This window comes from Pseudorhodoplanes sp. (assembly GCF_046289595.1).
Taxonomy (GTDB): Bacteria; Pseudomonadota; Alphaproteobacteria; order Rhizobiales; family Xanthobacteraceae; genus Pseudorhodoplanes.
Window position 1 is genome coordinate 18,499 of record NZ_JBKBVB010000003.1, and the last position, 18,105, is coordinate 36,603.

The 18,105-nt window shown below is 64.5% G+C and carries 17 protein-coding genes; 7 read left to right on the plus strand and 10 right to left on the minus strand.

Features of this window, described 5'->3' with window-relative positions; translation table 11 throughout:
- Nucleotides 1-53 precede the first annotated feature (53 nt).
- The 5 genes from ACK41X_RS01400 to ACK41X_RS01420 all read right to left on the minus strand — a co-directional run bounded on the left by ACK41X_RS01400 (nucleotide 54) and on the right by ACK41X_RS01420 (nucleotide 5,072).
- Nucleotides 54-1,256, minus strand: coding sequence for an ABC transporter substrate-binding protein (locus ACK41X_RS01400; protein WP_409718339.1), 1,203 nt, complete (start codon nucleotides 1,254-1,256; stop codon nucleotides 54-56).
- Nucleotides 1,257-1,499: 243 nt separating this feature from the next.
- Nucleotides 1,500-2,054 carry a 3-hydroxyanthranilate 3,4-dioxygenase gene (locus ACK41X_RS01405; RefSeq protein ID WP_409718342.1) on the minus strand — a complete coding sequence of 185 codons (555 nt, stop codon included), beginning with the start codon at nucleotides 2,052-2,054 and terminating at the stop codon, nucleotides 1,500-1,502.
- Between the two features lie 16 nt (nucleotides 2,055-2,070).
- Nucleotides 2,071-2,871, minus strand: coding sequence for an SDR family NAD(P)-dependent oxidoreductase (locus tag ACK41X_RS01410; protein WP_409718345.1), 801 nt, complete (start codon nucleotides 2,869-2,871; stop codon nucleotides 2,071-2,073).
- 1 nt (nucleotide 2,872) lies between these two features.
- Nucleotides 2,873-4,504 (minus strand): phytoene desaturase family protein, encoded by a 1,632-nt coding sequence (locus ACK41X_RS01415; RefSeq protein ID WP_409718348.1) that lies wholly within the window; start codon nucleotides 4,502-4,504, stop codon nucleotides 2,873-2,875.
- A gap of 112 nt (nucleotides 4,505-4,616) precedes the next feature.
- A complete protein-coding gene (locus ACK41X_RS01420; protein WP_409718351.1) occupies nucleotides 4,617-5,072 on the minus strand; it encodes a MaoC family dehydratase in 456 nt (151 codons plus the stop codon).
- A gap of 170 nt (nucleotides 5,073-5,242) precedes the next feature.
- Here ACK41X_RS01420 and ACK41X_RS01425 point away from each other — a divergent pair, with 170 nt between their 5' ends.
- Entirely contained in the window at nucleotides 5,243-6,340 is a 1,098-nt protein-coding gene (locus ACK41X_RS01425; RefSeq protein WP_409718354.1) for a 5-methyltetrahydropteroyltriglutamate--homocysteine S-methyltransferase, read from the plus strand.
- Nucleotides 6,341-6,428: 88 nt separating this feature from the next.
- Here ACK41X_RS01425 and ACK41X_RS01430 read toward each other — a convergent pair whose 3' ends face one another.
- Nucleotides 6,429-7,730: a phenylacetate--CoA ligase family protein gene (locus ACK41X_RS01430; RefSeq protein WP_409718357.1), complete on the minus strand. Its 1,302-nt coding sequence runs from the start codon at nucleotides 7,728-7,730 to the stop codon at nucleotides 6,429-6,431.
- Between the two features lie 104 nt (nucleotides 7,731-7,834).
- Here ACK41X_RS01430 and ACK41X_RS01435 point away from each other — a divergent pair, with 104 nt between their 5' ends.
- The gene (locus ACK41X_RS01435) at nucleotides 7,835-8,488 is read left to right on the plus strand and encodes a TetR/AcrR family transcriptional regulator (RefSeq protein WP_409718360.1); all 654 of its coding nucleotides are present in this window, start codon (nucleotides 7,835-7,837) and stop codon (nucleotides 8,486-8,488) included.
- A gap of 25 nt (nucleotides 8,489-8,513) precedes the next feature.
- Here ACK41X_RS01435 and ACK41X_RS01440 read toward each other — a convergent pair whose 3' ends face one another.
- The gene (locus ACK41X_RS01440; protein ID WP_409718363.1) at nucleotides 8,514-9,305 is read right to left on the minus strand and encodes an IclR family transcriptional regulator; all 792 of its coding nucleotides are present in this window, start codon (nucleotides 9,303-9,305) and stop codon (nucleotides 8,514-8,516) included.
- 222 nt (nucleotides 9,306-9,527) lie between these two features.
- Between ACK41X_RS01440 and ACK41X_RS01445 the strand changes: the two genes are divergently transcribed.
- From ACK41X_RS01445 to ACK41X_RS01455, 3 genes are read left to right on the plus strand one after another with little or no spacing between them, the layout of a single operon-like run.
- Nucleotides 9,528-10,490 (plus strand): Bug family tripartite tricarboxylate transporter substrate binding protein, encoded by a 963-nt coding sequence (locus ACK41X_RS01445; protein WP_409718366.1) that lies wholly within the window; start codon nucleotides 9,528-9,530, stop codon nucleotides 10,488-10,490.
- Between the two features lie 19 nt (nucleotides 10,491-10,509).
- A complete protein-coding gene (locus ACK41X_RS01450; RefSeq protein WP_409718369.1) occupies nucleotides 10,510-11,421 on the plus strand; it encodes an NAD(P)-dependent oxidoreductase in 912 nt (303 codons plus the stop codon).
- A 34-nt stretch (nucleotides 11,422-11,455) separates the two neighbouring features.
- Nucleotides 11,456-12,430, plus strand: a complete 975-nt coding sequence (locus ACK41X_RS01455) for a Bug family tripartite tricarboxylate transporter substrate binding protein (protein ID WP_409718372.1) — start codon at nucleotides 11,456-11,458, stop codon at nucleotides 12,428-12,430.
- Nucleotides 12,431-12,445: 15 nt separating this feature from the next.
- Here the strand turns inward: ACK41X_RS01455 and ACK41X_RS01460 are convergent, their stop codons facing one another.
- On the minus strand, nucleotides 12,446-13,237 hold the full coding sequence (locus ACK41X_RS01460) for an SDR family NAD(P)-dependent oxidoreductase (protein WP_409718375.1): 792 nt from the start codon (nucleotides 13,235-13,237) through the stop codon (nucleotides 12,446-12,448).
- Nucleotides 13,238-13,421: 184 nt separating this feature from the next.
- Between ACK41X_RS01460 and ACK41X_RS01465 the strand changes: the two genes are divergently transcribed.
- Both ACK41X_RS01465 and ACK41X_RS01470 read left to right on the plus strand, forming a co-directional pair.
- Nucleotides 13,422-14,414, plus strand: coding sequence for an aminopeptidase (locus tag ACK41X_RS01465; RefSeq protein WP_409718378.1), 993 nt, complete (start codon nucleotides 13,422-13,424; stop codon nucleotides 14,412-14,414).
- Between the two features lie 20 nt (nucleotides 14,415-14,434).
- A complete protein-coding gene (locus tag ACK41X_RS01470; protein ID WP_409718381.1) occupies nucleotides 14,435-15,337 on the plus strand; it encodes an NAD(P)-binding domain-containing protein in 903 nt (300 codons plus the stop codon).
- Between the two features lie 5 nt (nucleotides 15,338-15,342).
- On the opposite strand, the gene ACK41X_RS01475 is transcribed toward ACK41X_RS01470, so the two are convergent.
- The gene (locus tag ACK41X_RS01475) at nucleotides 15,343-17,079 is read right to left on the minus strand and encodes a metallophosphoesterase family protein (RefSeq protein ID WP_409718384.1); all 1,737 of its coding nucleotides are present in this window, start codon (nucleotides 17,077-17,079) and stop codon (nucleotides 15,343-15,345) included.
- An 11-nt stretch (nucleotides 17,080-17,090) separates the two neighbouring features.
- Nucleotides 17,091-18,083, minus strand: coding sequence for a hypothetical protein (locus ACK41X_RS01480; protein WP_409718387.1), 993 nt, complete (start codon nucleotides 18,081-18,083; stop codon nucleotides 17,091-17,093).
- Nucleotides 18,084-18,105 lie beyond the last annotated feature (22 nt).

An 18,105-nucleotide genomic window follows, 5' to 3' on the forward strand; every position in this document is an offset into this window, starting at 1 on the left:
GCCGCAACGCGGAAAGCGTAGCGGCGGCCTTGAAACAGCCGTCTAACGATCCGTCACTTCTTGGTCGCGCAAGGGCCGATCTGCTGTACCTTGCACTGATCCTTCACGGCCTCGATCATGCCGATCACCTTCTGCTCGAGCTTGCCATCCTTCATGACAACCTCGGACAGATATTCGTTCATGATGATGTCGCGGGTCTCGGCGTCGATCTCGATCGGACCGCGCGGCGAGTTGAACTTCCAGCCGCGCAGCGACTTGAGCGCGCCTTCGGTGTCCATCTTGCCCTTGGTGGCCTGTACCGCATGCACGATGGCTGCCATGCCGTCATAGCCGCCGACCGCCATGAAGTCGGGCGTGGAATTCTCGCCATATTCCTTCTTCCAGGCCTCGACGAAGCGCTTGTTCTCCGGATTGTCGAGGAAGGCGTGGTAGTGATGCATGGTTGTCAGGCCGACCGCCGACTGACCCATCGCCTGCAGCTTGGTGTCCTGGGTGATGTCGCCCGGGCCGATCAGCTTGATGCCGGCGTCCTTCATGCCGAGCGCGCCATAGGTGCGGGTCACCGCGGTCGCATGGTCGCCGGCCGGGACGAACACGTAGAAAACGTCGGGCTTCTTGTCCTTGGCGCGCTGGAAGAACGGCGTGAAGTCGGGCACCGCGCCCGCGCCGCCCATCGGGATTTCGTCGACCACCTTGCCGCCGAACTTCTCGAACGCATTCTTGAAGGCGGCGAGGCTGTCCTTGCCGGGCGGGAAGTCGGTATAGCCGACCACCGCGGTCTTGGCGCCGAGCTGCTTGGCGGCGGCTTCGCCCAGCGCATAACCCGAATGCCACATGCTGAAGCCGGTGCGCACATATTGCGGCGCCATATTGGTGATATGGGCGGTGCCGGCATTCATCAGCACGGCGAGCTTGTTGCCGGCGGTCACGATCGGCGCAGATGCAATCGCATTCGGCGAATAGACCCAGCCGGCCAGCGCATCGACCTTGTCCTGGGTCAGCAACTCCTGCGTCGCGGTGCGGGCGTCGGCGCCGCCCGGATTCTTGGCATCGCGCTTGATCAGCCTGATCTTGTAGGGTGCTACCTTGTCGGCATTGAGCTTGAGATAAAGCTCCATGCCGCGGTCGATCTGCTGGGCGAGTTCGGCGCCGATCCCGGTATAGGGCAGCACGACCCCGACCTTGACTTCCTGGGAGGTCGCAACCCCTGCCGTGGCGGCGAGGATCGCGGCCGATACGATTGTTTTCTCGAACATCCTAGGCTCCCTCTGGCGTTGCGCTTTGCGCGCATTTGTTGGGGCGCAATCTATAGGGCAAGCGCCCGCGCTTGCAAGCCGCGACGGCAACGGAAGGAGAGGGACCGGGCGCGATTTTTCGCGCCGGCTTTGTTCATTGCATCATGTTAAGGCGGGCCTCCTGAACTAACCCGCAAGTCCGACACTCACCTCAGGGTTGCGCGGGCCGGCCTGTCCCGCTCGGGCACGTGAAACCCCATGTCGCTACATCTCCACCCAGCCCTCCGGCGGTGTCTTGCCGGGGTGTACTGTACCACATTGCGGGCAGGTCCGCGCCTTCTCGTCGGCATAGAATGCCTCATACAGCGGCGGCAGATCCTTGACGATATCCTTGACCTGCACCTCGACGCGATGGACCAGCGATCCGCAATTGAAGCAGAACCATTCGAAGCCGTCGCGCATCTCGTCGGTGCGGGTGCCCTCGACCACGAGGCCGATTGAGCCTTCCACAGGCCGCTGCGGCGAATGGCGCACATGCGGCGGCAGCAGGAAGACATCGCCCTCCTTGATTTTGACGTCGTAGATTTTGCCGTCCTCGGCAATCTTCAAAATCATGTCGCCCTTGAGCTGGTAGAAGAATTCCTCAACCGGGTCGTCGTGGAAATCGACCCGCTTGTTCGGGCCGCCGACGATCATCACAACCATGCCGGTCTTTTCGTCGAACAATTGCTTGTTCGAAACCGGCGGCTTCAGGTTGTTCTTGTTGCGCTCGATCCAGTCCTGGAAGTTGAATGCCTTCAGGCGCGGATGGATGGTCATCGAAAGTCTCCTTCGCTTATCGGTGTGTGGCCCCGCCATCGACCGTCAGGCATTGGCCGGTCAGAAAGGCGGATGAATCGGACGACAGGAACAGTACCGTGCCGACGAGGTCGTCTGGCGTCTCGGCGCGCGGGATACATTGCTGCGCGACGATGCGGACCTTCTGCTCGGGGCTGACGGTCTTGCGCTCGATCTCGGTAAAGGTCGCGCCCGGGAGGATCGCATTGACGGTGATGCCGTCAGGCCCAAGCTCCCGGGCCATCGATCCGGTCATGCCGGCCAGCGCCCCCTTCGACGCGATGTAATGCAGATAATTCGGCCGCCCCATCGTCACCGCGCCTGACGCCATGTGAACGATCCGGCCCCATTTCGCGCGGCGCATCGCCGGCAGCACGGCCCGCGAACACAGGAACGGGCCGGTGACGTTGACCTTCAGCACCCGCTCCCATTCGTCGAGCGGGATCTGATCGAACGGCCGCATCTCGAGGGTGGAGAAGATTCCGGCATTGTTGACCAGAATATCGATGCGACCATAGCGGCGCTCGACAGCCGCGATCATGGCAGCGATGGAGTCCTCCGACGCGACGTCAGTGGCAACCGCCAGCGCCTGTCCGCCCGCATCGGCGATCTCCTTGGCCACCGCCTCGCCTTTCGCCGCATTCAGTTCGGCGATCACGGCAACCGCGCCACTGCGCGCAAAGGCTTTGGCAAAGGCGCGGCCGAGCCCCTGCCCCGCCCCGGTGACGATGGCAACGCGGCCGCTCAGCGAGCCGAAGTCCGTTGCGCTGCCGGGTACCGGCATAGCCTGAACAGTCATATCAGGCCGCCTGCGAGGTTGCGAGCTGTTCCAGCGAATGCCGCGCATCCCACGGCATCCACCACGGCTTCAGTCCAAGGTCGCGCGCGATGATGCCCGCCGCGATATAGCTCGGCCCGCCGGAAATCGCGCCGCCCGGATGCGCGCCCGAGCCGGCGTAATAGAAATTCGGCAGCGGCGTGCGATAGCCGAAATGGTTGTACATGACCTGTTCGGCATTGAAGGCGCCCATGAAGATGTCGCCGCCGCGCATGTTCGGCAGTTCCAGCACATAGTCGCGCGCGGTATAGGCATGGCGGGCGATGATGTTATCCTTCGTCATGTTCGGGCAATAGCGCGCATAGACCTCCTCGATCCGGTCGGAAAATTCCTCCTTGAAGGCCTCGAAATCGGCATCGCTCATCTCGTCGAGCAGCGGCATGACGTGCCAGGCATAGGTTGTGTGCTTGCCCGGAGGCGCCTGGGTCGGATCCAGCAGAGAGAGCGGGCCCGAACCGAACTGGACAAGCTTGGGCACACGTCCGGCCTGCACGTCTTGATGTGCCGCAAACAGATCCTGCATGGTGTCGGCACCGAGGCTCCATTTGAGGGCGCGGTCGACATTGGGATCGAACGCCGCCGCCGCAAAGGACGGGCTTTCGTGCAGCGCGTGGTGCAGCCCGAACAGGGTCCAGGCAGTGTATTTGAAATTGTCGAGCTTTTTGCGGAAATGCTCCGGCAACTGCTCCCGGCCCAGCATGCCTTCCAGCGTCGTATGGACATCGATCGTGCTCGCAACGAATTGCGAAGCGCGAACCGTACGTCCATCGGTCAGCGCGATACCGGCGGCGCGGCCGCCCTCCACGACGATCCTTTCGATTGCGACCTGGGGCTGGAATATGCCGCCGGCGGCAATGAAAGTCTCCATCAGGCCGCGCGCCAGATTGAACGAGCCGCCCTGACAGAGCTGATAGCCGGTCTGCAGGTCGAAGGCGCGGATCACCGATCCCATCGGACTTGTCTTGGACATGGTGTCGGTGAGCCAGGTGCCGAACAGCGACACCTTGAACAGGAACAGGAGCTTGACGTGCTCGTTCTCGAACAGCTCCTCGACCAGATCGAGCGGCTGGCGCTGCGTCACAGCCAGAAAGTCCCGGCCGATTGAAGTCCGGGACAACAGCGCCTCGCGCTCGGCCTGCGGCAGAGGCTCTGCATAGCGTTCGGGAATGAGAATCTTCGCCGTCATCTCCTCGGCGCGCGCGTTCCAGTCGCGGAAGGTCTGGGCGTCCTTCTTCGAAAATCGCGCGATATTGGCGACGGTTTCCTCAAGGTCGCGGCCGAGCACCAGCGCGGTGCCGTCGAGATGCGCCTGCCCGAATTCATAGCGCGGGGTAATGTAGGTGACCTTGTCGGCGAGGTTCAGGTCACGGAACCAGGGCGTGTCGCTGATGCTGAAATGATTGATCGAATGCAGGTTATGGTAGAAGCCGGGCTTCGTGACTTCACGTGTGCACAGCCCCCCGCCATAGGTGAGCCTGCGGTCAACCAGGAGAATTCTCAGCCCGGCCTTCGCCAGGTAAGAGCCGAGCACGAGGCCATGCTGTCCCGCGCCGATGATGATGCCGTCGTAGGTTCTGTCCAGCGCCGCTGCCATGCCCTGTCCTCCGCGCCTTGCCGCCGCTTGGTTCGTGGCCTTGCGGTCATCTTATACGCCACGGCCGGGGCGCAAAGCGCGGCTGCGCATGGCGGACTTGCGTCCGACGGTGCTAAGCACCGGCCGCCTTGCGCCGCCGCAACATATGCGCGCAGCGCAGCGTCAGGATCATCTCGTCATGCTGGTTCCAGCATGGATGATCCATCACCACCACGCCGCGATCGGGCTTTGACGACGACACCCGCACCTCGATGACGTCGGCGGCGGCGCGGATGGTGTCGCCTGGCCGCATCGGCTTCAGCCACTTGACCTGTTCCATGCCGGGCGAGGCGATGATGGCGTCGGGCCACAGATCGAGATCGAAGAACAGCCGCATCGACAGGCTCAGCGTATGAAAGCCCGACGCAATCAGGCCACCGAAAGCCGAAGACTGCGCCTTGAGCGGATCGACGTGATAATATTGCGGGTCGAATTCTTTCGCGAAAGCGATGATCTCGGCCTCGGTCACTGTCCGGCTTTTCGTCTCGTAGCGCTGACCGGCTTTCAGGTCGTCCAGATAAAGGCTCATTGCAGCGTCCCATGCTCCGCGGCCTTGTGCATCCGCCCTCCCGTTCTCAACAAGACGCGGATGGCCGGGTCAAGCCCGGTCCCGACGATTTCCATCATGCATATTTTTTCGAATCTGTATTTGAATTTCTTCCGGGGCCTGCTAGCCTGCGGACAAAGGGAGGACCACGCATGATCCATCTGCCGCGCGCCGACCATGTCGGGAGCCTGCTACGCCCCGACACACTGAAAAAGGCGCACCGGGCCCATATGGAAGGCCGGATCGATGGCGCGGAGCTGGAGGAGACGGTGGCGGCCTGTATCGCGGACGCGGTGCAGCATCAGGAGCAGGCCGGGCTGCAGAACGTCACCGACGGCGAATTTCGCCGCGGTTCGTGGTTTTTGGGGTTTGTCGAATCGCTCTCCGGCATCGAACTGAAGAAGGCCGAGCTGATGTTCCGCCTCGGCGGCCATGAGGCCACCTGGTTCGGCCCCGTCGTCACCGGCAAGCTCGCCCGCAAGCATCCGATCGTGGTCGAGGACTATCGCTTTCTCGCCGGCCTGACCACCCGCACGCCCAAGGTCACGCTTCCTACGCCGAGCATCCTGCATTTCTTCGCCGGCAAGGCCGGCATGGACCCAGCCTGCTATCGCGATCGCGATGCGCTCGCCGACGACCTCTGCGCGATCTACCGGCAGGAGATCGACGAGCTTTACCGCGCCGGCTGCCACGCGGTGCAGTTCGACGAGGTCGCACTGGCGCTGCTCTGCGACGAGTCGATCCGCGCTTCGCTGAAGGCCGGCGGCGAAGACCCGGTGACGCTGACGGACTTCTATTTCGAGATGATCGCCGCGGCGCTCCGCGACAAGCCGTCCGATCTCGCCGTGCTCATGCATCTGTGCCGCGGCAATTACAAAGGCCACTGGATGGGCCAGGGCGGCTACGATCCGATCGCGGAGCGGTTGTTTTCGACGCCCGGAATCGACGGCTTCCTGCTGGAGTATGACTCGGAGCGCGCCGGCTCGTTCGCGCCGCTGCGTTTCGTGCCGGCCGGAAAGCGCGCCTATCTCGGCCTCGTCAGCAGCAAGACCAGCGCGCTCGAAGACCTCGACACGCTGCGCCGCCGCGTCGACGAGGCCGCGCAACACGCGCCGCAGGAGCGCCTTGGCGTCTGTCCGCAATGCGGCTTTGCGTCGAGCGCCGGCGGCAACCCCATCACCGAGGCCGAGCAATGGGCGAAGCTTTCCCGCGTCACTGAACTCGCGCGCGCGGTGTGGGGGACCGACTGACCCTCTCGGTCATTGCCGGGCTTGACCCGGCAATCCATCGATCGAGAAGATGGATGCGCGGGTCAAGCCCGCGCGCATGACGTTACTACTACCGGCTCCGCCCGTCGACGAAGCGGCGCGCCTTCACATCGGTCAGGAACAGCTGCGCCAGCCGTCCGGTTTCCAGAATTTCGAGCTGCGGCGTCACCTCGAACGCGGTCTTGAGCATATTCATCAGCTTCGCGGCCTCCGCATGATGATCGGCCCCGCGCATCAATTCGATCTGCAGCAGCAGCGCATCGATGCCGGAACGGTCATGCACTTCGAGCCGGAAATCGATCACCGCCGGATTGCGGTGCATGAAGTCCTCGAAATCGGCGTGGTTGATGTTGATCCCCTTCACCTTGAAGAAGCCGGCAGTGCGCGCCGCATGCTGGAACACCGGATAGACCGACAGCGGCCCCTTGGTTGCACCGCGCTCCTTGAGAACGCCGATATCGCCCGTGCTCCAGCGCAGGAAGGGCGTCATGGTGTTGGTGAAGAGCGGCGTGATCAGGAGAATGCCGGCCTCGCCCGGCGCCACCGCCTCGCCCGTCGCCTCGTTGACGACCTCGATGAAGAACAGGTCGGACCACAGATGCAGGCCGTCATGGGCGTCGGATTCGGAGCCCATAGCGCCGCCTTCGGTGCAGCCGAACTGATCGTAGACTTTCGCGCCCCACAACCGCTCCAGCTTCTGCCGCTTCGGCAGCGACAGGGGCTCTGCGGCGCACAGGATGGTGCACACGCCGCATTCGGAGATGTCGAAGCCCTGCTTCTGCGCGAGCGAAGCAAGCTGCAGGCCGTAGCTCGGCATGCCGACCCAGACGCTCGGCCGCAGGGTTCGGATCAGATCGAGCTGCAATTCGGACGGCGTATTGTTGCCCGATCCCGCCCAGATGGTTCCGATGCCGAGCATTTCGCCGGAGCGCGCATAAAGCTGGCCGACCGGATGAATGCCCATCGGGAACGAGATATGGGCCTTGTCGTCCTTGTTGCAGCCGGCCGAGAGCCAGAGCCTGCGCCACATCTCGAGCGCCACCTCCATGTCCTCCGCCGAGCGCGGATAGAACAGCGGCCGCCCGGTCGCCCCGCCCGAACGCCAATATTCGACCGCAAGCGTATCGGGTGCGATGGCGAAAGCGTCGTGGAAGCCTTCCGCCGGAATGTTGCGCAGCTCGTCCTTGGTCAGGACAGGAATTTTCCGCCATTCCTCGGGTTGGTCGAGATGGTCGGCCTTCACGTGATCGAGCCGGCCCTTGTAGAAGGGGGACAGCCTTGCCCGTTCGAACGCCAGGCGCTTGCGGGCCTTCTGGATCGCCGCGACCTGCTCGCGCGAAGCGGCCGGAAATGTCACGTCGCGATAGTCCATACGCGCCCTCCCCTCGCTTCGGCGTTGCCGGAACGTATCGCCTATCCTAACGTAGGCTCGCATTAAAATTCAAATCGAAATTCGATTTTTCGGAGAGATCTGCGATGACGGCCAAGGCGGCACGGACGGCAAGGCGGATGGAGAAGACGGCGGCGGCCCGCGAGCCTTCCCCCCATGTCAAACAGAAGCAGGAGCGCCGCCGCGGCGAAATCCTGGATGCGGCGGCAGCGGTATTTTCCGAACGCGGCTATTTCAACGCCACCATGAAGGAGATTGCCGAACGGCTCGGTATGCAGCCGGCCAGCCTCTATCATTATTACCCCTCTAAGGAGGCTGCGCTGGAGGATATGTGCCGGATCAGCGCCGTGGAGTTCTGCGAAAGGCTGCGAGGCATTCTGGCCGAAGGCGGCCCGGCGGCCGCCATGGTGCGGGCCGGCATGCTGGCGCATCTGACCAGCGAGCGGCGCGCCTATGTGGAGAATTTTGCCTTCTCGCGCCGCAATCTTCCCGCGGGCGTGGTGAGGGAGCTGAACACGCTGGCGCGCGCCTATCGCCAGATCTGGAGAAAGATTTTCATCCACGGCGCCGAACGTGGCGAATGGCGCAGCGACCTCGATATCGATGTCGCCGCCGACGCCGTGCTCGCATTGTGCAACAGCGCCGCCGTCACTCTGCCCCGCCGCAAGAATGCCGAAGAAGACGCGGCGCTGAAATGGGTCGACCTGTTCCTGCAGGGCACGCAGAAGCGCCAGAGCTAGAATATAGCAGGCTTGCTCGATCCCCTCACTCCGCCGCCTGCGGCTGCGGCTCATAGCCGAGCGCCCTGCTGAGTTCGCCGGCGCGGCGCATCAGAAGTTCGGACAGCCGCGCCTCTGCCCGCTTGGTAAAGCGCGTTTGCGGAATCGTGATGCACAGGCTGCCGACCACACGCCGCTCGGAATTGAAGATCGGGGAACCGATGCCGACCGCCCCTTCGATTTTCTGGCCGTGGGTGATGGCGTAGCCGCGGCTGCGGATCGCCGCGAGATCGGCGAGCAGCGCCTTGCGGGCAGGCGGCGGCGCCCCTGTCGCGGGCGAACGGTCTTCATTGCGGATCGCCGCATCGATATCGTCCTGCGGCAGAAAGGCCAGCACCGCGCGGCCGGTCGCGCCCCAGAGCAGCGAATGCGGCTGATAGAATTCGATCCGGTAACGCAGCGGATGCGAGGAGAATTCCGCATGCAGCGCCATCACCTGACGGCGTTCCGGAACATATTGCAGAAGGCAGCAGGTCTCGTCGCAATCCTGCACCACAGCGCGCATGAAGGGCTTGGCGACGTCCACGATGCGCACCTTTGAGGCGAGGAGCGAGGCGATCCGCACCAGTTCGAGACCAGGCGCATAATTCGGACGGTCGGCGCTGCGCTCGACCATGCCCTGCTCGGCAAGAAGACCGAGCAGACGATGGACGGTGCTCGCCGGCAGCTTCAGCGTCTGGCAGAGAAACTTGATCGAGACCGGGCCGTCGGCTTCCGCAAGGCAGGCGAGCAATTGCACGACGCGCGCCACCGTGCCCGCCGCGGATGCATCGCGCATCCTTGCCGCCGTCGTGTGAGCTACGCCACGCTCGATCTGGCGCATCGTCCTTCTTCTCCGCGATTCCCAGCTGAAGCCAGCCTACGGAAGCGCCGGCCGCCGTCAACCTATTTTCCGATTATCGGAATTATTGACCATTGAGCGGAACTGCGGCACAGATCGGGCCAAGACAGAAGAACGTGCGCCGGCATATGCCGGCGCGGGAGGAGCGAGGAAATCACGATGCGCCTGTTCGCACTGATCGTTGCCGGCCTGGCTTTGCTGGGCGGACAAGAAGCCACAGCCCAGCAGTTTCCGTCCCAGCCGGTGCGCATTGTCGTGCCGTTCCCGCCCGGCGGCGGAACCGACATTCTGGTGCGCCTGATCCAGGACAAATATTCGGCGAAGCTCGGCCAGCCGATCGTGGTCGACAACCGGCCCGGCGCCAGCGGCAATATCGGCGCGGCGGCCGTCGCCAAGTCGAAGCCCGACGGCTACACCCTGATCGTGCAGGCGACCATCGTCGGCATCTATCCGTCGGTCTTCCCGAATCTCGGTTACGATCCGCTCACCGAGCTGGCCTATGTCGGCGGCGTCGCCGAGTCGCCTGCGGTGATCGTCACCAACCCGAATTCCAAATACAAGACCATCGCCGACCTGGTCGCCGAAGGAAAAGCGCGGCCCAGGCAGGTGAACTTCGCCTCGGCCGGCGTCGGCTCGCCGCAGCATCTGGCCACCGAGCGCCTCGGCAAGCTCAACAAGGTCGAGTTCACCCACGTGCCCTACAAGGGCTCGGCCACGGCGATCACCGACCTGATGTCCGGCGTGCTCGATTTCGGCACGCTCAGTCTGTCGTCGGTGCTGCCGCTGATCCAGGAAGGCAAGCTGCGCGCGCTCGCCGTCGCCAACGAAACCCGCGCCAAGGTGCTGCCCGACGTTCCGACGCTGAAGGAATCCGGCCTTGGTGACGTGTCCGGTACCGTTCGCTTCTTCGTCGCCGCCCCCGCCGGTACGCCGGACGCCGTGGTGCAAAGGCTCAGCAACGATCTGCAGGCCGTGGTGAAGGAGCCCGACATTCAGGACGGCTTCCTGAAGCGCGGCTACGAGATCACGCTGGCCTCGCCCCAGGAGGTGCTGGCGATGGTGCGCGAGCAGAAGGAGCTGTGGCAGGAGCTGGTCCGCGACCTCAACCTGAAATTCAACTAGCTGCGGCGGGAGAAAAAGCGTGACCGCTTCGCTCGGATTCATCGGCTGCGGTCACATGGGCGGAGCGATGGCGCTCCGCCTGGTCGAAGCCGGTTATCCGCTTGTCGTGTGCGATCCGGATGCGGCGCGGCTTTCCCCGCTCATCGCGAAGGGTGCGGTGGCGGCTGCAACCCCGCGCGAGGTCGCCGATCACGCGGAGATCGTGTTCGCCTGCCTGCCGGCGCAGGAGATCAGCCGTGAGGTCGCCTGCGGCGAGCGCGGCGTCGTTCACGGCAAGGCGATCCGCATCTTTATCGAATGCTCGACCATCGGACCCGAAACCGTCGGGACCATCGCAAAAAATCTCGCGGCAGCGAATATCGACACGCTCGACATGCCGGTCAGCGGCGGACCGAGCTGGGCGCGCGAAGGCAGGCTCACCTGCATACTTTCCGGTTCGCCGGAGGCGCGCGCGAAGGTCGCACCGGTGCTCGACAAGCTCGCCGGACGCACCATCGCGGTCGGCGACAAGCCGGGCCTCGCGCAGGTGGCGAAGATCGTCAACAACGCGCTGTCGCTGACCGCGATGATGATCACCTCGGAAGCGATGGTGGCCGGCGTGAAGGCAGGCGTCGAAGCCGATGCGCTGATCGAGGTCATCAACGCGGGGACCGGGCGCAACTCCGCGACCGTCGACAAGTTTCCGAAGGCCGTGCTGCCGCGCACATTTGCCTATGGCGGCCCGGTCGCCATGGGCATCAAGGACATGGAGCTTTACTGCGAGCTCGGCCATGCGGCGCAGGCGGCAACTCCCATCGGCGAACGGGTCGCGCAGCTCTGGCGCGTCATCACCGACGACATCGGCAAGGACAGCGATCTCACCGAGATGGTCCGCCATTTCGAGACAATCGCGGGCGTCGAGGTGCGCGGACGCAAGCCGCAGGGATCGTAACACCATCGTCAGGACAGTACGGGAGTAAGCCACCATGAAACGCATCATCACCGCAGCCGCCGCACTCGCTGCCCTGGCCGGTCCGGCCGTTGCGCAGGCCGATTATCCGAACCGGCCCATCACGATCATCGTCAATATCACGCCGGGCAGCGGCACCGACCTGATCGCGCGCACCGTCGCCGACGGGCTGAAGACCACGCTGAAGCAGACTGTCGTGGTCGAGAACCGGCCGGGCGCCGGCGGCTCGATCGGAGCCAATGTGGTCGCAAATTCCGAACCGGACGGTTATCGCCTGCTCGTCACCTCCTCGGCCATCGCCTCGCTGCCGGCGGTGCAGACATCGCTGCCCTACGACACCGAGAAGGATCTGACTCCGATCGTGCCGCTTGCTGACCTTCCCGCAGTGGTGTGGGTTTCGCCGTCCAAGGGCATCAAGTCGATCAACGATCTGATCGAGAAGGCCCGCAAGGCGCCGGGCGACGTGATGTTCGGATCGAGCGGCGTCGCCAGCGCCTCGCATCTGGAGGTCGAGCGGCTGCGCGCCGCCGCCAATATCAAGCTGACGCATATTCCCTATCGCGGCGCGCCGGAGGCGATCGGCGACGCGGCCGCGGGCCGGGTCGATTTCGTGATCGCACCGCTCGCCTCTGGCCGCGCCTTCATGGACAACAATCAGCTGATCGCGATCGCCTCGACCGCCAAGAAGCGCTCGCCGCTGATCCCCGACGTGCCGACCATCGGCGAGAGCGGGCTGAAGATGCGCATGGGCGCCTGGGTCGGGCTGTTCGGACCGAAGAATTTGCCGGCCGACATTGTGAACAAGATTCACGCCGCGACCGTGGCCGCGTTGCAATTGCCGGAAGCCAAGGACCGTTTCGCCAAGCTCGGCGCCGACACGATGCCGCTGTCGCCCGCCGAATTCAAAAAGATGCTTTCGGACGAGATCGCCGAGAACAAGGAATTGCTGGCCGACCTTGCCAAGACAGAGAACAAGACGGAGAAGAAGTAGCGGGACGGTGCTCCGTCATTCCCCGCGCTTCCTGAAATAGGTCTCGCTGTCGTATTGCGCGCCGATATGCAGACCGCCGTCGACAATGACATGGGTGCCGGTGCAGCCGCGCGCGGCGTCCGAACAGAAAAACAGGATCGGGTCGGCGATCTCGTCGGGCGCGAGCCAGCGCCCGAGCGGCACCTGTTTCGGCACCGCCGCCCGGCTCTTCGCATCGATCTTGGCGTCCATCTGCGGCGTCATGACCGGTCCGGGCAGCACCGCATTGACACGGATCTTGTCGCGCGACAGTTCGAAGGCGGCGTGGCGGGTGAGCCCGAGCACGCCGGATTTCGCCGCGGTGTAGCTGACGCCGTTATTGAACGACATCTGGAATGCCGCAAGCGAGCCCACGGTGACGATCGCCCCGCCGCCAACGCGCCGCATCGCCGGCGCCACCGCCTTGATGCAATAGAACGGCGCAGTGAGGTTCAGTCCGACGATGCGGCCCCAATCCTCAGGCGTTGCGCTCTGGATCGTGGTCGGCGAGCCGCCACCCGCGACATTGACGAGAATGTCGATCCGGCCGAATTCTTGCTCGACCGCGTCGACCGCGTCGCGCACGGCGTCCCATTGCGTGACGTCGAGGCAATGAACGGAGAGCGGGCCGGACGACGACGCCTTGAGCTGATCGAGCCGCCCCTGATCGCGGTCGAAGGCCGCCACTTTCGCGCCTGCATCGAGAAAGCGCCGCACCGTGGCCGTTCCGATCCCGCCAGCGCCGCCGGTGACGATGGCGACGCGGCCTTCAAACTCAGCTTTCGCCATGTTTCGTTTTTCCGTTCAGTGGAAAATGCTTTTGTTGAACGGAATGTAGCGGACTGATACCACGCTTGCCAAGATTGCTGAAAAGTTTGCCGAACAGCGCGCTGGAAAAGCGGGCACCAGGATCACTTGCAACGATGCAGCCGGTTGCGCGATGGACGTGTGCGCTTCGCCTGAAGGAGACGAGATGACCTATTCCGTGGACGAGATCGCCAAGGTGATGCAGACGCCGCTAAAGCTCAATGCCAAGGCCGGCGACAAGATTTTCGTCATCACCGACACCAAAATGGATCCCGTGCTCTGGCAGGGCTTTTCCAAGGCCGCGAAGGAGCTCGGCATGGAAGCCGCGGTCGGCGTGATGGAGCCCCGCGCCACGCATTCGTCCAATCCGGTGAGCGCAATCCATCGCGCCGCGCTCGACCCCGAACTCGATCTGATCGTCTATCTGACATCGACCGCAATGGCGCATGCGACCATCACCGAGGAGCTGATCGACAACGGCAAGCGCCACCTGCTGATGGAGGAGCTGACGCCGGCGATGCTGTCGCCGGACGGACCCGCGGGCGCCGATTATGCGGCGCTCAACGAAGTCGGCCTGCGCATCGCCAAAATCTTCACCGAAGGCGAGACCTGCCACGTCACCTGTCCGAACGGCACGAACCTCACCGCCAGCATCAAGGGCCGGCCCGGCCGCTCGATCGCCGGCATGCCGGTGCAGCTCAAGCCCGGCGGCGGCGGCGGCTGCGCCTTTCCGGATGGCGAGGCGCATGTCTGCCCCGTCGAAGGCACCGGCAACGGCACCATTGTGTTCGATCTCACCGCGCATTCGGTCGGCGCGATCAAGCAGCACCTCAAGCTCACCGTCGAGAATGGCTGGGTGACGAAAATCGAGGGCGGACGCGAAGCTGCGATCTGGCGCGACATCCTGGACAAGCACGGCGACAGGAACAGCTATAACTGCCCGGCGGAAATCTCGATCGGCCTGAATCCGAAAGTGACGCCGACCGGCTGGATGCGCACCGACAAGAAGATGTACGCCACATCGCATATCGGCATGGGCGACACCATGGCGCTCGGCGGCACCTGCCACGCCAAGCTCCGCCTTGAAGGCGTGATCCGCTATCCGGAAATCTCGGTGGACGGCAAGACGCTGACGCGCGGCGGCAAGATCCTGGTCTGACCGTACGAAGAGGCCTCGTCATGCGCATGATATCCGAGGCGGAGACGATCGACGCGCTGTCGATCGCCGAAGCCGCCGAGGTCATTGCCGCGACCTACAAGGCGCTGGGTAACGGCGACGTCGAGCCCTCCACGCCGTCGGCCATGCGGGTGGCGGGCCCGCCGCACCGCATCCAGCTGAAGGGCGCGGTCCTGAAAGCTGACGGCATCGCCGGAGCGCGGCTCTCGTCGCGCGGCCATCCGCGCCTGATGCTGTGGGATCTTCAAAGCGGCGCGCCGATCCTGTTTCTGGAAGAGAACTGGCTCTATGCGTTTCGCACCGGCATCTCAGGCGCCGTGGTCGCGCGCTGGCTCACGCCGCGCCCGAACCCGCGCATCGCGCTGATCGGCGCGGGTGCGATCGCCACGCATATGACACGCGCCTTCGGGGAACTCTGCGCACCCCAAGTCATCGCGGTCGCATCCCGCACCCGCGCGTCCGCCGAGCGGCTCGCGGCCAATGTGGGCAACACGCGCGTCACGGTCGCGGAATCCATCGAGGCTGCGGTGCGGGGCGCCGACATCGTCGTGACCATCACCACCGCGCCGCAGCGGATCGTGCAGTCGGACTGGATCAATCCCGGCGCGACGGTGCTGTCGATGGGCGGCGGACCGGAATTCGACAACGGGGTCTGGCACAACGCCGCGCATCGTTTCGTCGACGATCTCGATTATGCGCTTTACCAGGGCGATCTCGCCGCCTGGGTCAAGGATGGGGCGCTGACCCCAGCCGGCATCGCGGCGCGTATCACCGGCATCGGCGACGTCGCGAATAACCGCTGGAGCGGACGCCGCAGCGCCGATGAAAGCGTGTTCGCGGTCATACAGGGGCTGACCGCGCTCGACCTTTCGCTGGCCTACCGGATTCTGCAGAAGCGAAGGTGACGAAGCTATCCGTTGGTCCCCGCGATCTCGATCCGCTCGGGATGCGCCATCAGATAGCGCCCGGCTTCGTCCACACCCAGCGTATGCACGTAAAACGCGGTGGTGTCCGTGTCGCGCGCTTCCATCACCGGAGACGGCGCCGACACGATGACCAGGCGGCCGCAGCGGCCGATCCAGTCGAGATGGCGATGGCCGTGCATGACGATGGCGCGCCGCGCGATGCGCTGCACCTGCCGCACGAACCACGAGCCGTTGATCAGCGCGGTGCCGATCCGCTCCGACAGCTTCAGCGCCCGCGCCGGATATTCCACCATATGGTGATGCAGGGCCACGATCCATTGCGCCTTCGGGAACTGCCGGACCACGGCATGCATGGCGCGGGTTTGCTCCGCCGACATCAGGCCGAGCGCATTGGTGAAGGAGAAATGCGTCAGCGCGGTGGAGTTCAAAAGGATGATGCCAAGCCCCCCGTCGTCCTCGGGCGGCAGCACCACCGGAAAGGCTTCGGCCCAGACCTGCGCGAGCCCGATTGACAGCCGCAGCGATCCGGTGTCGGCGAAGCTGGCAATGTCGGCGGCATGCGGCGCGAGCCATTGCTGCACGGTCGGGCCGAGCCGCCGCTTGCCGAGATCGACGACATGGGTGCGCGCGCCCTGCACGGCGCAAAGCCCGGACAGCATCCGCATTTCGCGCAGCCGCCGCCCGGGACTGGTCGGAAAGTCGAGCCGCGCCGGATTGGAGCGGTCGACCACGTTGATGTCGTGGTTGCCGGGCAGGATCAGCATGCGGGCGACAAGGTTCGGATGGCGAAGGATCGCCGCAAAGAACTCCGCCCATTCGGCGGAGCGGCCGGCATCGGTGATGTCGCCGCTGATCAGGATATGGTCAAACGGCTTCTCGGCATGCATGGCTTCAAGTTGGTCGAGCAGCCGTGCAAAGCGATCGTTGCCGCGCGCGCCGAGCCGGCCGCTTTCGAGGCGGAAGCCGTAGCGCTCGCCGACCACATGCACATCGGAGAGATGCACGATGCGCCATTTGCGCCTGAGCAGCGACCCATCGACGAAATCGGACCAGCCGCGCGGCTGGTCCATCGAGGCATCGGCGAGGCCCCAGACGAACACCGCCGCCGCCCCATAGGCGAACAGGATGACGCCGGCATTGGCAAGCGCGGGCCGGACCAGTTGCAGCGGCGTCAGCAGATCGGAAAAATGCGCGGTCCAGCGCGTATAGGGCCCGATCAGCCAGACCAGGAACAGCGAGAATGCGCAAAGCAAGAGACCGGCGGCGGCCGCGCTCCAGCCGCGCAGCCGCGCGCGCCGCGCCTCGTCCAGCCAATGCGACAGCGCGATCTCCGCAACATGGCGGATGGTCTCGCGGATCAGCGCATAAATCGGCTGCACCGCGGTGGCGTTGAGCGCCCAGAACGCCTGCTCCACGGCGCGAAAGATTTTGCGCCCGCCGAACCAGCCGATGGCGAGCACCGTGACAAGGACGCCAAATGTCAGAAGCCCGCCATAGGCCGACGCCATGCCGCGCGGAATGCTCGACAGCCAGGCAGCGACGATCAGCGGCGCAAGACCGAGCAGCAGGCTCGGCACCACCACCAGGAGAAACCACGCAGCGATCAGCTTCGGCAGGCTGATCTCGGCCAGCAGCGTGCCGGCGAGCGACAATAGCGACCGGCCCTTGGTGCTCGACGCATCGTCCTCGACATCGCCGTCGCGCGGATCGATCAGGAGCATAGGCTGTCCGGTTACCGCTTCAGATGCGTGCCTAGCGATGCATTCAGCCGCTCGAACTGAGCACCGATATCGCGCCGGATGGATTCAAGCGAGCCGAAACATTCGCTCAGGGCCGCGATGCGCCGTTCGAGATCGTTCTTGTCCTTCGACAGGCGGTCGAGCCGGTCGCCGATCGTTCCGCTGTCGTCCTTCTCCAGCGACAGGAGCGTCGTATCGACCTCTTTCTGAAGCGCGGCGACCTGCTCGACCAGCGGCTTGATGCCCGCCTCCTGGCTGCGCAGCGGCGATAGGTCGTCCTGCAATTGCCGCATGCGGTCGCGGACCTGCTCGAACTTGCCGAAGACGGATTCCAGATTGTCGAGCCGTGTATGACCGCGATTCAGAAATCCTTCGGTCTCCTCGAGCCGGACATCGAGCCCCTTGCCGGTCTCGTCCTTTTCGAGGTCACCGAGCGCGCGTTCGATCAGGGCCTGCCGCTCCTTCACTTCTCCCAGCATCGGCTCGATGACGCGGCGCTTCTCCGACACCGAGCCGAGCTGCTTGCGCAGCGCCTGCTGACGCTTGCGGATCTCGTCGATCCGGCTTTGCAGATCGACCGCTTCGTTCTGCGCCGATTGCTCGGCGGTCCGGGCTTCGGCCTCCTTCAGACGGGCCTGCACCTCGTCGATCACAGCATTCGGATCGCTGCCGACGAGATGGGCGACCGCGGCATCGGTGCGACCCTGATCCTCCTCGGCCGCGGCGGTCTGGTCGCGCAGGCCGTGCATGCGCTTCTGCAGGATGTCGAGCGCGCGCTCCTGCCGCGCGACCTTGTCGGCCTGCCAGAAGCTCGCGATCAGCAGGAACACCGCAATGGCGGCAAGCAGCAGTGCCGCAAGCCTCTGTTCGAGCGGCCAGCGCATGACCGTGCCTAATGCATCGGTCACCGTCACACCGGTGCTTTGTTGCAGGACGATGACAGCCCCGAGCAGCAGCACAACCGCAACCATCAAAACAATTCGCATAAGAAATCCCCCCACCCGACCG

Excerpts from the sequence above, each read along its gene's own strand:
- ACK41X_RS01400 (WP_409718339.1), bottom strand. The coding sequence starts at position 1,256 with ATGTTCGAGAAAACAATCGTATCGGCCGCGATCCTCGCCGCCACGGCA.
- ACK41X_RS01405 (WP_409718342.1), bottom strand. The coding sequence starts at position 2,054 with ATGACCATCCATCCGCGCCTGAAGGCATTCAACTTCCAGGACTGGATC.
- ACK41X_RS01410 (WP_409718345.1), bottom strand. The coding sequence starts at position 2,871 with ATGACTGTTCAGGCTATGCCGGTACCCGGCAGCGCAACGGACTTCGGC.
- ACK41X_RS01415 (WP_409718348.1), bottom strand. The coding sequence starts at position 4,504 with ATGGCAGCGGCGCTGGACAGAACCTACGACGGCATCATCATCGGCGCG.
- ACK41X_RS01420 (WP_409718351.1), bottom strand. The coding sequence starts at position 5,072 with ATGAGCCTTTATCTGGACGACCTGAAAGCCGGTCAGCGCTACGAGACG.
- ACK41X_RS01425 (WP_409718354.1), top strand. The coding sequence starts at position 5,243 with ATGATCCATCTGCCGCGCGCCGACCATGTCGGGAGCCTGCTACGCCCC.
- ACK41X_RS01430 (WP_409718357.1), bottom strand. The coding sequence starts at position 7,730 with ATGGACTATCGCGACGTGACATTTCCGGCCGCTTCGCGCGAGCAGGTC.
- ACK41X_RS01435 (WP_409718360.1), top strand. The coding sequence starts at position 7,835 with ATGACGGCCAAGGCGGCACGGACGGCAAGGCGGATGGAGAAGACGGCG.
- ACK41X_RS01440 (WP_409718363.1), bottom strand. The coding sequence starts at position 9,305 with ATGCGCGATGCATCCGCGGCGGGCACGGTGGCGCGCGTCGTGCAATTG.
- ACK41X_RS01445 (WP_409718366.1), top strand. The coding sequence starts at position 9,528 with ATGCGCCTGTTCGCACTGATCGTTGCCGGCCTGGCTTTGCTGGGCGGA.
- ACK41X_RS01455 (WP_409718372.1), top strand. The coding sequence starts at position 11,456 with ATGAAACGCATCATCACCGCAGCCGCCGCACTCGCTGCCCTGGCCGGT.
- ACK41X_RS01460 (WP_409718375.1), bottom strand. The coding sequence starts at position 13,237 with ATGGCGAAAGCTGAGTTTGAAGGCCGCGTCGCCATCGTCACCGGCGGC.
- ACK41X_RS01465 (WP_409718378.1), top strand. The coding sequence starts at position 13,422 with ATGACCTATTCCGTGGACGAGATCGCCAAGGTGATGCAGACGCCGCTA.
- ACK41X_RS01470 (WP_409718381.1), top strand. The coding sequence starts at position 14,435 with ATGCGCATGATATCCGAGGCGGAGACGATCGACGCGCTGTCGATCGCC.
- ACK41X_RS01475 (WP_409718384.1), bottom strand. The coding sequence starts at position 17,079 with ATGCTCCTGATCGATCCGCGCGACGGCGATGTCGAGGACGATGCGTCG.
- ACK41X_RS01480 (WP_409718387.1), bottom strand. The coding sequence starts at position 18,083 with ATGCGAATTGTTTTGATGGTTGCGGTTGTGCTGCTGCTCGGGGCTGTC.